Source organism: Moritella sp. Urea-trap-13, from assembly GCF_002836355.1.
Lineage (GTDB): Bacteria > Pseudomonadota > Gammaproteobacteria > Enterobacterales > Moritellaceae > Moritella.
Map to the genome: position 1 here is coordinate 48,787 of NZ_PJCA01000032.1, position 14,252 is coordinate 63,038.

12 protein-coding genes are annotated in these 14,252 nt (G+C 42.3%); 3 read left to right on the forward strand and 9 right to left on the reverse strand.

Annotated elements, in window-relative coordinates; translation table 11 throughout:
• Positions 1–168 precede the first annotated feature (168 nt).
• The 3 genes from ilvY (at position 169) to CXF93_RS15360 (ending at position 2,114) form a co-directional block, all read left to right on the forward strand.
• Positions 169–1,047 (forward strand): HTH-type transcriptional activator IlvY, encoded by an 879-nt coding sequence (ilvY, locus tag CXF93_RS15350; protein ID WP_101063422.1) that lies wholly within the window; start codon positions 169–171, stop codon positions 1,045–1,047.
• A 124-nt stretch (positions 1,048–1,171) separates the two neighbouring features.
• The gene (locus CXF93_RS15355; protein WP_101063423.1) at positions 1,172–1,783 is read left to right on the forward strand and encodes an LA_2272 family surface repeat-containing protein; all 612 of its coding nucleotides are present in this window, start codon (positions 1,172–1,174) and stop codon (positions 1,781–1,783) included.
• Positions 1,784–1,877: 94 nt separating this feature from the next.
• Entirely contained in the window at positions 1,878–2,114 is a 237-nt protein-coding gene (locus tag CXF93_RS15360) for an accessory factor UbiK family protein (RefSeq protein ID WP_101063424.1), read from the forward strand.
• Between the two features lie 67 nt (positions 2,115–2,181).
• Here the strand turns inward: CXF93_RS15360 and CXF93_RS15365 are convergent, their stop codons facing one another.
• The 9 genes from CXF93_RS15365 to CXF93_RS15405 all read right to left on the reverse strand — a co-directional run bounded on the left by CXF93_RS15365 (position 2,182) and on the right by CXF93_RS15405 (position 14,233).
• Positions 2,182–3,258, reverse strand: a complete 1,077-nt coding sequence (locus CXF93_RS15365) for a potassium channel family protein (RefSeq protein WP_101063425.1) — start codon at positions 3,256–3,258, stop codon at positions 2,182–2,184.
• Between the two features lie 6 nt (positions 3,259–3,264).
• Complete coding sequence (locus CXF93_RS15370; protein ID WP_101063426.1) at positions 3,265–4,131, reverse strand: alpha/beta fold hydrolase; 867 nt, start codon at positions 4,129–4,131, stop codon at positions 3,265–3,267.
• 104 nt (positions 4,132–4,235) lie between these two features.
• Positions 4,236–5,078 (reverse strand): 23S rRNA (adenine(2030)-N(6))-methyltransferase RlmJ, encoded by an 843-nt coding sequence (locus tag CXF93_RS15375; RefSeq protein WP_101063427.1) that lies wholly within the window; start codon positions 5,076–5,078, stop codon positions 4,236–4,238.
• A gap of 219 nt (positions 5,079–5,297) precedes the next feature.
• Positions 5,298–6,863 carry a threonine ammonia-lyase, biosynthetic gene (ilvA, locus tag CXF93_RS15380; RefSeq protein ID WP_101063428.1) on the reverse strand — a complete coding sequence of 522 codons (1,566 nt, stop codon included), beginning with the start codon at positions 6,861–6,863 and terminating at the stop codon, positions 5,298–5,300.
• Between the two features lie 163 nt (positions 6,864–7,026).
• Complete coding sequence (locus CXF93_RS15385; protein ID WP_101063429.1) at positions 7,027–8,304, reverse strand: dicarboxylate/amino acid:cation symporter; 1,278 nt, start codon at positions 8,302–8,304, stop codon at positions 7,027–7,029.
• 496 nt (positions 8,305–8,800) lie between these two features.
• A complete protein-coding gene (locus CXF93_RS15390) occupies positions 8,801–9,886 on the reverse strand; it encodes a glucosaminidase domain-containing protein (protein ID WP_101063430.1) in 1,086 nt (361 codons plus the stop codon).
• Between the two features lie 61 nt (positions 9,887–9,947).
• On the reverse strand, positions 9,948–11,063 hold the full coding sequence (gene ald / locus CXF93_RS15395; RefSeq protein ID WP_017223323.1) for an alanine dehydrogenase: 1,116 nt from the start codon (positions 11,061–11,063) through the stop codon (positions 9,948–9,950).
• A gap of 292 nt (positions 11,064–11,355) precedes the next feature.
• Positions 11,356–13,203: a dihydroxy-acid dehydratase gene (gene ilvD / locus CXF93_RS15400; RefSeq protein ID WP_101063431.1), complete on the reverse strand. Its 1,848-nt coding sequence runs from the start codon at positions 13,201–13,203 to the stop codon at positions 11,356–11,358.
• A 100-nt stretch (positions 13,204–13,303) separates the two neighbouring features.
• A complete protein-coding gene (locus tag CXF93_RS15405) occupies positions 13,304–14,233 on the reverse strand; it encodes a branched-chain amino acid transaminase (RefSeq protein WP_101063432.1) in 930 nt (309 codons plus the stop codon).
• Between the last annotated feature and the right edge of the window lie 19 nt (positions 14,234–14,252).

Genomic DNA, 14,252 nt, shown 5'->3' on the forward strand with positions numbered 1-14,252 from the left:
TAAAATAGCGAAACAGACGCCTAACACTCAAATATTCGTAAAATAATATTAAAAACAGTTTATTACCCTAAATTAGAGCAACTTGGTTTTTTTATAAAAAATAACCAGCGCAGTAATAAAGCTAGCAATAACAACAGATAAACATTATACGCTCAGGAAAAAGGCAATATGGATATTCGTTCACTACAACTTTTTTTACATTTAGCCACGACATTACACTTTGGTAAAACAGCAGAGGCTATGCACGTCAGCACATCAACCCTGACGCGTACTATGCAACGGTTAGAAGAGGCCGTAGGCAGCCAAATATTCACCCGTGATAATAGATCCGTTGCACTCACTGAAAGCGGTAAACGCTTACGCAGCTTTGCCCAACAAACCCTCGAAAATTGGACCCAGCTGAAAGCCGACCTGAGTTGTCACAGTGGCGAACTCGATGGTGAGCTTACTATTTTTTGTTCAGTAACCGCCGCCTACAGTCACTTACCGCCCATACTCGATAAATTCCGCTTACTGCATCCCAACGTCGAACTCAAACTGATCACGGGTGATGCAGCCATGGGCATGCAATTGGTTGATGAAGAAAAAATTGATATTGCCATTGCCGCCCATCCCGACCAAATATCGAATAGATTAAAGTTTGTCGAGATAGCCAAAGTGCCACTGTCTATCATTACCCCAGTTATTTCCTGCCAAGTACAACAACAAATTACGCAGAATAATATAGACTGGAATGCCGTGCCATTTATCTTGCCAGAACACGGTCCCGCTCGTAAACGTATTGATAAATGGTTTAAGCAGATGAAAATTAAACCGAGTATTTATGCCACGGTGGCTGGACACGAAGCCATTGTCAGTATGGTGGCATTAGGATTAGGCGTGGGTATTGCCCCTGCCGTGGTGGTTGATAACAGTCCGGTTCGCGATCGGGTATTAACCTTTGAGAACAGCAATAAAATTGAGCCCTTTGACCTGGGTTTATGCTGTCAGCGTAAACGCTTTGACGAGCCCGCTATTGCCGCCTTTTTTAGCATAATAAAACCCTGATTGATTATTTTATTCTCAGTTAAAGCTGATTAAATCTAAGTTAAATATGATTAAGAGTAGCGAGTTAATTCCGCTATAATCGAGCACAGGTTATTTCCCTTATCATTGTTAGTATGGAGTTTTCATGGGATTCAAAAAAATATGCTTGGTAATACTTGCCACGTTAAGTTTAAGCCAAGTCGCCATCGCCAGTGAAATACCGGCGCAATTCTCGACTATCGGCCTTAATGCCCCAGCAGGCCAAGACGTTGATGGTTTCCGCCTTGCGCTCTTTCATGGTCAAACAGAAACCGTGCAGGGTTTTGATATGTCGGTATTGGGTTTATCTGAAGTCGATAAACTCGAAGGTGTCAGTTTCAATTTATTGCTCGGCGCGAGTAAAGTAAATAAACAATTCTCTGGTGCTTCATTCAGCTTATTCAATTGGCATTTAGGCCAGGATACTGGTTTCAACATGGCACTAGTGAACAATACTACCCATGTAAAAGGCGTCAATTTCGCCATGGTGAACTTATCAAAAACAGTAGCAGGCGCCAATATAGGCCTGATAAACTACAGTGAAAGGTTATCATTAGTGGATTTTGGTGTGATGAATTATGCCAAAACCGCAAAATTTCAAATTGGTATTTTTAATATGACTGAAAACTTACAAGGTTTGCAGATTGGTTTATTAAATTATGCAGAAAACGGTGTCGTAAAAATATTACCGCTGATCAATTTTCAGCAGTCATTTTAGGTCGATTAATCGATAATTAAAGTGCTAGACTAACAACAAGCAACATTAACGACTCGTTATAGACAAGTTAAACTCACTCGCAATTAGGTGCCGTATGATCAAGCCACAAAAATTAGAAGAAATCGCGAAGCAAATACATGAATCATTACCAAGCAGCGTTAAGTCGTTAGGGTCTGAAGTAGAAAAGAAGATCCATCAAGTATTGCAATCACAATTGAACAAACTTGATCTGGTTAACCGTGAAGAATTTGAAGTGCAAACTAAAGTGCTATTACGCACCCGTGAAAAATTAGCGGCATTAGAAGCACGTTTAACAGAACTGGAAAAATAGTTCACTAACCTGATACTGTGAACAACGCAAACCCTTGCTAACAACAGTATCAGGTATTTCCCCCTGCCTACTCCTCTATCTTCAGCAGTAACACATCGACCCAATTAATCTCGTGCTTACGGACTCGTTCATTGGCGATATAATGTAACACTTGCCCTGCGTGAAGTGGCGTATCCATGCTGGGATTTAATTTAAAACCCGCACCTTTTTCATCATCAGCAACTGCCATCAAGGTCATACTGTATTTTTCCCGCAGCGGCTGAAATACATCACCGACGGTCATTTCCGGTACATCCTCTAATGTTAAGCAATATAACGTCGCTTCATCCAAGGTTGAAAACAGCTGTTCATGCAGAATACTGGCACCGGGTGATTGCATGGTACGTACTAAGATTTCGGCATGACGTGAACTTGCACATTCTACATTCGGGCAATGAGCACGCAATAATTCGGCTTTACTTTCTTCATGAAAATAGGCACTAATATGCACCTGTTTCGAGGCGTGAGATGAGGCACTTAATGCCATTGATAGCGTCATTTCATCATTCTCACCATCAACAATAATCGAACTCGCCTGCGCCATGGCAATACGTGTTAACTCATCTTGATGGGTAAACGATTCCAATTTAGCAAATTCCACATCCAGCATTTGTGGGAACGGATGGCTCATATCACGCTCAACACACAAAATTATTTTGCGTTTATGGCGTTTTTTATCTGCCAGGATCAATTCTAAAATGCGTTTGGTGCGATGTGCACGCCAACCTAAAATTAAAATATGATCGCTATACGTACTAAAATCTTTTTTCCCGTTCATACCTTTCCTTGCAATAGCGACAATGGCTTGCGTGGTTTTACCAATCGCAGCACCAAAGATTAATAACCCAAATGGGATCTGAATGAGCGCAACAACCAATTGCCCACTTGCCGTACTTGGCGAGAGGTCACCAAAACCAACCGTAGAGATCACCACCACGGTATAATAAAAGAAGGTCAGCGGATCGGTTAATGTAGTTTCATTACTTAACCACAATAATCCCCAGACCACCGCTAAATAACTACAAAAAATCAAAAATAAATTAGCCCAGCGTAACTCGGCAGTGAGCTTACGCAAGGCTAAACTAATCAGTTTTGATATATACATATTGACCTAATTTTTATGTGCAACTAACTGCTGACGAATAACCTCAGCGGTTTGCAAGGGTTGTTCTAATGGGAACAAATGTCCACCTGCCACTTCAATCAATTTGATGTGTGGTTGTTTACGTAATAATCGCGCCATCGCTTCCGCAGATAAAGTATCGGAGTCACGCCCTCTGATCACCACAGTATCTGTGGTCAATTTTTTAATACTCGACCAAGCCCAAGGTACGGTTTGATAAATGCTGGCTTCCCACTCACGACTATAGCTAAGTTTGAAACCGTTGTCGGTTTGATGCAAACCTTCAGCCATGTAATCCGCTAACACACTGTCGGAAATACCTTTAAAGCCGCGTACTTTACGATGAAAGTCGAAACCTTGTTGAATACTGGCAAAGGTATCGGGACGTCTTAATGTTTTTTCCACTAGCGGCAATTTTTTACGGAGAAAATCAGGTAAGTTACGCATCACCCAAATCAAATGCGGGGCGAGTATAACCGGGTCGAGTAGAATAAGTTGTTTCACTTTTTCTGGTGCACGTACCGCACAAATAATACTAATTAAGCCACCCATCGAATGACCAACTAAGGTAATGGGTTCTGGTTGCGCGGCAATAAAGCGGCACGCATCGTCGATCATCAGTCGCCAATTATCAAAATCTTCAGGAACCGGTAATGGCCAGAGTGGACGCTGATAGACAGCGCTGACTTTGTACGAGTCAGTAAGGGGTTGGAGCATTTGTTGGTACATAGCTGGCGGAAAACCATTGGCATGAAAAAATACCAGATGTTCGCCATCGCCACCAATATGTTTAGCGGGTAATCCTGCAGCGACAGCGCCCTGTGCTGATAATTGTTCTGCGATCCATTGCTTCATAATTTACCTATTTGATGCGCCTAGGTATAAATACCTAGGCCAGCGCGAGTTACACGATCAAAGCGATATTATTACTTGATACTATAACTCGATATTTACTTAGTCTATTCTGGTACTAACCATTCCAGACGGAAGTGGGCGTTTTTATCTTGACCCAATTCTTCCGTTAACCAAGGTAATAACTCTTCCATTTGCGAGTACAATTTCCACGGTGGATTAATCACTACCATACCAGTACCTGTCATACCGCGTTCTTCAGTATCACTTTTTACACAAAGTTCGATAACTAAGATCTTCTTAATACCGGTGCCAACAAAATCACGCTTAAGACGGTCAATGGTGCGACGTTCGATAATCGGATACCAAAGTGCGTACGTACCAGTGGCAAAACGACGGTAAGTTTGTGCGATTTCTTGCACGACTTGACGGTATTCGCTTTTGATTTCATAAGACGGATCAAGCAATACTAAACCACGTTTAGCACGGCCAGGTAACAAGGCTTTCAGGCCGTCGTAGGCATCTTGTTTGTAAACACGTGCTTGGCGATCACCGGCAAATTCTTGCTCTAATAATTTCACGTCAGCAGGGTGTAACTCTGTCATTTGCATACGATCTTGTTCACGTAGTAATAATCGTGCCACTAACGGTGAACCAGGATAATGCTTTAATTTCGACGTTTTATTTAGCTGCTTAATCACATTTAAATAAGGAATTAATGGCGCAGGTACTTCACCTTGCTGCCAAATACGAGCGATACCATCTACGTATTCCGCGGTTTTTTCAGCGTTGGCACTCGATAAGCTATAACGACCTGCTGCAGAATGGGTATCGTGATAAACAAAAGGCGTATCCTTTTGTTTTAACGCTTCTAAGATCAGTACTTCAACAGCGTGTTTAAGTACGTCTGCAAAGTTGCCAGCATGAAAACTGTGGCGGTAGCTCAGCATAATATTTTCCAATATAAAAAGAATGGGATTAATGCGCTAAGGGTATCATTGTTTAGTTAAACTAGGCTATTAATTCGCGGACAATGGCCTAAGGGTAAGGGCATGAATAAAACTGGAGAAGATAAAAATGCACAGCTATAACCCTGACATAATAAAAAGCCACTGAGAATTGCTCCATTCTCAGTGGCTGATATAACCAGTGTTAGTTAGTCATGCAAACTAGTGCGCTAGAAAGAATTTATACGCTGGGTTATTAGTTTCTTCTTTATACTGATAACCTAATTTAACTAAATAAGCTGAAAAGGCTTTCATCTCACCGTCCGGTAATTCAAATCCGGTTAATACTCGGCCGTACGCAGCGCCATGATTACGGTAATGGAATAAGGTAATATTCCAGTTCATCCCTAGGGTTAATAAAAATTTCTGTAATGCCCCAGGATGCTCAGGAAATTCAAAGCTAAACAAGCGCTCTTGCAAGGCTTCCGCTGGACGACCACCGACCATATAACGCACGTGCTGTTTGGCCATTTCATCTTCAGACAAATCAACCACTGGATATTCCGCGTCTTCAAGCAGTTTGATCACAGTGTTTAGCTCAGGCGTGCCTTGTGGGGTACGTAAACCAACAAAGATATTTGCCGCTGCGCGATTAGAATAACGATAGTTAAACTCGGTCACGGCCCGGTTGCCAATTAACTCGCAGAACGTTAAGAAAGCGCCTGGTCGTTCAGGAATAGTTACCGCAAGTACCGCTTCTTTCTTCTCACCGTATTCACTGCGCTCTGATACATAACGCAATGAATGGAAATTGACATTGGCACCACTTAAGATCGCCGTCATGTTCTGGTCACGCAGGCCGTTTAATTCAGTATATTTTTTTAATCCCGCTAACGCTAATGCACCCGACGGTTCAGCAATGGCACGGGTGTCTTCAAAGATATCTTTTAACGCAGCACAAATTTCATCACTGCTCACCGTGATCACGTCATCAATAAACTCGTTACACAAACGGAAAGTTTCAGTACCAATGCGTTTTACTGCTACACCATCGGCAAAAATACCGACACGATCTAGGGTAACAGGTTCGCCAGCATCGAGTGCGGCACGTAAACAGGCTGAATCTCGCGGCTCAACCCCGATGACTTTAATTGAAGGTTTTAACTGTTTGATATAAACCGCAATGCCAGCAGCTAGGCCGCCGCCGCCAACAGGCACAAAGATATAATCTAAATGGGCATTTTGCTCAAGTAATTCACGAGCGATAGTCCCTTGTCCCGCGATCACATCCGGATCATCAAATGGTGGGATCAGGGTATAACCTTGTTCTGCAGACAATTTTTTTGCATGGTTAGAGGCTTCATCAAAACTATCACCGTGTAAACACACCTCTGCGCCAAAGCCACGCACAGCGCTGACTTTAATCTCGGGGGTGATAACTGGCATCACAATAATGGCTTTGATACCGAGTTTTTTCGCTGACATCGCCACACCTTGGGCATGGTTACCCGCAGAGGCGGCTACGACACCACGTAACTTCTGTGCTTCAGACAACTGCACTAATTTATTAAAAGCACCACGCAGTTTAAATGAATGCACAGGTTGGCGATCTTCACGCTTGAGCAGAATATTATTGGCGAAGCGTTGCGAGAGCTTAGTTAATGGTTGTAACGGGGTAACCACGGCAGCTTCATAAACTGGTGATAATAAGATCTTACATAAGTATTCACTTGCTGTAAGTAGCGGTTGGGGGGTGTGGGTTTCGTTATCTGTCACTCGATCATCCATTGAATTATAACTGACAAGTTAACGCTTTGGCATGCCATCGTTAACGCTATTACCTAGTTATAGCAACAATCGAAACAGATAAAAAGAATTAACACAGGATAACTTTTAGCAGGAAATAAAAAAGGGAGCATTAAGCTCCCTTTCTGGTATTACTTTTTAGTAATTAAGCTGTTTTAGCTTCACCTTGAGGTTCTGCATTAGCAACTACAATGTTTAGCTCGCCTTCAGATTTAGCCACGATAGTGTTCACCGCGGTATCACCGATAACGTTAGCAGAAGTACAGAACATATCGTTGATACGGTCAACTGCTGCAATGATTGCTAGTGCTTCAACCGGTAGACCTAGTTGTGTTAGTAACACACCGATCATCACGATACCGCCACCAGGTACACCACCTGCGCCTACTGATAATAGTAGAATCGTTAGGCCCATAGTGAACAAGTCACCTACTTGGATTGGCGTGCCGTATGCGTTTGCAGCGAATACTGTTGCAATCGAGATGTAGATAGATACACCTGACATGTTCATTGTTGCGCCTAGTGGCACACCAAAACCAGCAACTGTTTTCGATACACCAATTTTTTCAGTCAGGGTACGCATAGTTACAGGGATAGTCGCGTTTGAACTCGCTGTAGATAGTGAGAATAGGAACTGCTCACGGATCTGACGACGGAACGTTGCTGGACGGATACCGGTAGTTACCCATACTGCTAGTGGGTATACAACTAAAATCCAAACAAGAAGTAACGCTACAACAAGAGCCACATAACCTGCTACTGAAGTCAGTGTAGCGCCATCTAATGTCGCACCTAATTGGATCATCAGGGCAAATACACCAATCGGAGCAAAGCTCATGATTAAGCTAACTAGTTTCATCATGATGTCATTAGCGATTTGGAATGCATTGATCGCTGGACCACCTTTCTTGTCTAGTGCTTGAATCGCTAGACCAGTGATGATTGCCATGAAGATGATTTGTAACATGTCTCCAGAAGCAAATGCTTGAACAGGGTTGCTTGGTACGATGTTAATAATTAATTGACCGATATCAGGCGTTTCAGTTGTTGTTAGATGTACCGCAGTACCACCTAATTCAGCAAGGTTCGCACCAACACCTGGTTGTACAATCATTGCCACAATAAGAGCGACTGTGATTGCGATAGCTGTATTAGCTAGGTAAAGGAAGAACGTTTTGCCACCTAAGCGACCAAAACTTTTGATGTCTTTCAGTTCACATACACCACATACAATAGAGATGAAAACTAATGGTACAACCATCAATTTAATTAGTGATACAAACATAGTACCGACTGCAGTAGCTGCGCCGACAAAGTATGTGTCAAGGAACGATCCTGCGCCAAAGCCATACTGAACGATTGTACCCAGTAGCAAGCCCACAAACAGGGATATAAATATTTTCGAACTTAGTGATTTATCCATAACAAACTCAGCCTTTCAATTATCATAGTAGTGTGTGTTTATTTGCTTATATATTATTATTATATTTTTACAATTCTTTGCACTGCAAGATTTGATGGGTGGAGAGTATTACAACTACATTAGCTATGGGAAGCAGTTCAATCATCTAGTGACTGGAAAATTGAGGTCGGTCACATATCCAAGCATTTTTTACACTTTTACGACTACGTAACATCTATATAATCATCAATAAAACCCCCTTAAAATTAAGAAACGGCAATTTTACAGGCTTAAAACCGCCAAAAACCCTCATATACTCAAAAGTAGGCAGTGTATCAATAATTAGGTAATTTCAAAAAACAGGCCGCTTTTAACAAACATAGTGATTTATAGCGTAAATTTAACCTAAGTTACCCTTACGGACTAATAGTGTTAAAAATAGCAGGGTATTAACGAGAGTGGGAATTAAAAAAGGCACTCAGAAAGGCTCTGAGCACCGAAAAAGTAAACTAGGTAATTATTCTGCTACAACGGATTTTATTGGTTCTTCTGCCGTTACAGTGTCATTTTTCACATTATCAGCAGTCTTGTTCGACTCAACAATTTTTGAATCATTTTTTTTCGCTTCAACAAAAGTTGAGTCAACCGTCAAGCTAATGACCTCAGGTAATTCAATTGCATCTTCAGCATTCTCAGCGATGTTACCTGGCTCAACAATAGTTGTATCAATATTTTTCATTTCAACAATAGCAGCATCGTCAGTCAAGGTAATGACCTTAGGTAATTCAATCGCGTCTTCTTCGACAATTTCAGTTACCACAGGTTCAGGCGCCGCACACAGCGCATAATCAGTGCTGGTATTGTTGCGCCAAAATTTACGGTTATGACGGATCATCGCGCGGATCTCATCAATATAAGCTGCTTTTCTTTCTGAATAGTTAATTAATCCTGCCGCAAGTGCACAGGCATTAATACTCTCATCATTGATACGCAGCTCACTACGAATGTCACGTAGCGGTAAGTAACTTTGGTTACGGTTAATATTGCGGAAATACGAACGCACAGAGGCTTCTATCGAATCAAAACTCGCCACTTCATGGTCAGCACCTTGATCGCGTTGGTTTGGCACTATGCCGCAACCTTTACTAAAGCACCATTGACCAAAGAAATTGTGACCTTGTTTAGCAAAACGCGATGTACCCCAGCCCGTTTCATTGGCTGATTGACTAAACACTAACTCTTCAGGAATGACATCGACTTGAATTAATAACGCTGCAATCACTTGTTGGTCAGTCGTAGCTTTGACTTTATACATATCGGCTATGGCTTGCAGTTGGGTTTGCTCGTCTGTGGTTAACGCCGCTTTAGCTTGCCAAGTGCTGAGTAATGCACGTTCAGCCAATACTTCGGCAGTAACGACATCAAACGCAGGTTGTAAATAATTAAAGAAGGCGGTTTTTTTGGCATTAACATCGCTGATAGCAGCAAAGTCAGGTACATCTGATTTTTTCACTTCAACAATATCATCAGATTGCAGGAAGGTATAAAGGCCAAATAGACCCAGCCCAATAATAAGGATTAACGCAGTTATTTTCTTTTGCATATAAAAAAGCACCATTAATAAATAATGGCGCTAATTTAACACGTTATTGCAATAAGCTAGATTATAAAATCATGCTCTTTGGTGCAACGAACGGTAAGTTATGCGCTTCAGCAACGTCTTGAACAGTAACGTGGCCAGCAATAACGTTTAGACCGTTAAGTAGGTGTGCATCTTGTGTTAACGCTTCTTTCCAACCTAGGTTAGCAAGTTTGATGATGTACGGTAGTGTTGCATTGTTTAATGCGAATGTAGATGTTTTCGCAACAGCACCAGGCATATTAGCAACACAGTAGTGAACAACGTCATCGATGATGTAAGTTGGGTCTTGGTGTGTAGTAGCGTGTGAAGTTTCGAAACAACCACCTTGGTCGATTGCAACGTCAACAACAGCAGCACCAGGCTTCATGCGTGAAATTAGGTCTTTAGTTACTAGTTTCGGCGCAGCTGCGCCAGGAACTAATACTGCACCAATTACTAGGTCAGCTTCTAATACATATTTTTCAATTGCATCATGTGTAGAATAAACTACTTTCAAACGACCATCGAACTGGTTGTCTAGGTTAGCTAGTACAGTCAGGTTACGGTCTAACATAGTTACGCTAGCGCCCATACCAACAGCCATTTTAGCTGCATTCATACCAACAACACCGCCGCCAATAACAACAACGTTTGCAGGAGCAACACCCGGTACGCCGCCCATAAGAAGACCACAACCACCTTGTGATTTTTCTAATGCTTGTGCGCCAGCTTGAATTGACATACGACCAGCAACAGCAGACATAGGAGCAAGTAGTGGTAAACCACCGTTTGCATCAGTTACAGTTTCGTAAGCGATACATACTGCATTACTCTTGATTAGGTCTTCTGTTTGCGCTAAATCAGGTGCAAGGTGTAAGTAAGTGAATAGCACTTGGCCATCACGTAGCATTGCACGCTCAACAGCTTGTGGCTCTTTTACTTTTACAATCATGTCTGCAGTTGCGAAAACGTCTGCAGCAGTTGCTAAGATTTTTGCACCAACAACTTCATAATCACTGTCGCTAAAACCAATACCAGCACCAGCAAATGTTTCAACATTAACCGTATGGCCATGTGCAATAAGTTCTCTTGCACTTGCAGGAGTCATACCTACGCGATATTCATGGTTTTTAATTTCTTTAGGTACGCCGATAATCATATGCTGTTTACTCCGATATTTGGTTTATTTAACTGGCTTAGAAAAGCTTCTCGATATATAGGTGCAGTATAGACGTAGAACTGCAGAATTAATCACTAAAGATCATTCTAATTTTAAGAAAAGTTTATATAAGATTTGTTAAATCGATGTTGAACAGAAGATAATTTTTTCTGTGAGCAAGATCTCGCCCAAAAAAAGGGCTCTGCTGTAATCATAGTAGATTACTGCAGAGCCCTTGATATAGATCATTGCTAATTGTTAGATAATACTAACGAGGTATTTTATATAAGGCTTAGATCAGATTTCTATCGCGTACCGCGCCTTTATCAGCACTCGTCGCAAAGTAACCATAAATACGTAATGCTTGAGTGACTTTACGTTCGCGTTTCTCAACCGGTTTCCAGGCTAATTCACCGCGACTTTCCATCTCAACACGACGCGCAGCCAATACGTCATCAGCAACAATAAGATTCATCGAACGTTCTGGAATGTTAATATCAATGATATCGCCATCTTCAACCAAACCGATCAAGCCACCGCTTGCCGCTTCTGGTGAAGCATGACCAATAGACAAACCAGAAGTACCACCCGAGAAACGACCATCAGTGATCAATGCGCACTCTTTACCAAGCCCCATTGATTTTAGATAACTGGTTGGGTACAACATTTCTTGCATACCCGGACCACCTTTAGGGCCTTCATAACGGATCACAACCACATCACCGGCTTTAATTTCGCTGGCTAAAATTGCGCTTACCGCTGAATCTTGGCTTTCAAATACACGTGCAGTACCACGGAACAATAGATTGTCATCAGCAACACCGGCTGTTTTAACAACCGCGCCATCAACAGCAATGTTACCTGTTAATACGGCAAGACCACCTTCTTGGCTGTACGCATTTTCGATTGAACGAATACAACCGTTCTCGCGATCATCATCAAGTGAATCCCAACGACAATCTTGACTGAATGCTTTAGTAGTACGAATACCAGCAGGGCCTGCTGAGTACATTTTCTTCACAGCTTCAGATTCAGTAGTGACAATATCAAACTTAGCTAATTGCTCAGCCATGGTCATGCCCATTACAGTCATGTTGTCTGTATGCAATAAACCAGCACGATTCAGTTCGCCCAAAATACCCATCACACCACCGGCGCGATGCACATCTTCCATATGATAGAGTGGCGTTGACGGTGCCACTTTACATAACTGCGGTACTTTACGTGATAACGCATCCATATCCGCTAAGCTGTAATCAACTTCGCCTTCAATAGCTGCTGCGATTAAGTGTAATACTGTATTGGTTGAACCACCCATCGCAATATCAAGCGTCATCGCATTTTCAAAGGCTTCACGATTAGCAATGTTACGCGGTAATACTGATTCATCATCGTCTTGATAATAACGCTTACACAGATCAACAATACGACGACCCGCGTTTAAGAATAATTCTTCACGGTCAGCATGTGTTGCTACTAATGAACCATTACCCGGCTGTGATAAACCCAATGCTTCAGTTAAACAGTTCATTGAGTTTGCAGTGAACATGCCTGAACATGAACCACAAGTAGGACACGCACTGCGCTCTACTTTATCAAGATCTTCATCAGACACATTTTTATCTGCGCCCATCACCATGGCATCAACCAGATCAAGTTTAATCAGTTGGTCTGAAAGTTTGGTTTTACCCGCTTCCATTGGACCACCGGAAATAAAGATAACCGGAATATTAAGACGAAGTGCCGCCATCAACATACCAGGAGTGATCTTGTCACAGTTAGAAATACATACTAATGCATCCGCGCAATGCGCATTCACCATGTATTCAACCGAATCAGCAATTAGATCACGTGACGGTAAGCTGTATAACATGCCGTCGTGACCCATGGCGATACCGTCATCAATGGCAATGGTATTAAATTCTTTGGCGATACCGCCCGCTTTCAAAATTTCATCGGCAACTAATTGGCCCATGTCTTTTAGATGAACGTGACCCGGTACAAATTGGGTAAATGAATTAGCAATGGCAATAATTGGCTTACCGAAATCTTCTTCGCGGGTACCAGTTGCACGCCACAAAGCGCGAGCACCAGCCATGTTACGGCCTTGGGTAGATGTTGCAGAACGTAATTTAGGCATTGTTCTCTCCATGAAACAAAAATAAAATGGTAACAACGAGGCCTATCTGAGCCTCACTTTAATAATCAAATATAAGCAATAATCTAGTCGACAGTTGTCGTTAGCTTGGGTCAGCGACGTAATCTAACCAGCCCCATTTGTCTTCACTCTGACCTTTAATCAACGCAAAGTAAGCTGTTTGTAATCTTTCAGTAATTGGGCCGCGTTTACCGTCGCCAATGTCGATACGATCAACAGAACGTACCGGCACCACTTCAGCAGCGGTACCGCACATGAACATTTCGTCGGCAAGGTACATCGCTTCGCGGGCAATCGGTTCTTCACGTACTTCATAACCAAAATCACGCGCTAGCACCATTAAGGTATTACGGGTTAAACCCGGTAAGATACACGCTGTGGTTGGTGGGGTATGAATAACGCCATTTTTAACGAAGAATAAGTTCTCGCCTGCGCCTTCAGAAATAGTGCCGTTCACATCCAGGGCAATACCTTCGGCATAACCATGACGTTTCGCTTCTGACGAAATCAGTTGTGATGATAAATAATTACCACCGGCTTTGGCGCCAGTAGGAATAGTATTGGGCGCAAGACGGTTCCAAGAAGTAACACAAACATCAACGCCCTCTTCCAAGCTTTCATCGCCAAGATAAGCACCCCAGTTCATAGCGGCAACAAGTGCCTCGCATACGGTAGATTTTGGTGTTAGACCTAGACCAACATTACCAATAAAAGCCAGAGGACGTAAATAAGCATTGGTCAGGCCATTGGCTAATACTGCATCTTTACAGGCTTGTTCTATTTCTTGCTTTGAATAAGGGATAGTCCAGCCATAGATTTTAGCGGAATCAAATAACCGTTGGATGTGTTCTTTTAAGCGGAAAATAGCCGGGCCCTTAGGCGTATCATATGCACGAATACCTTCAAATACCGATGAACCGTAGTGCAGAGCATGAGTAAAGACACTCACTTTAGCCTGAGACTCAGGAACCATCTTTCCATTAAACCAAACTTGCTGTTCAGTATTCGCCATAATCGCTTCTTCCCTTATG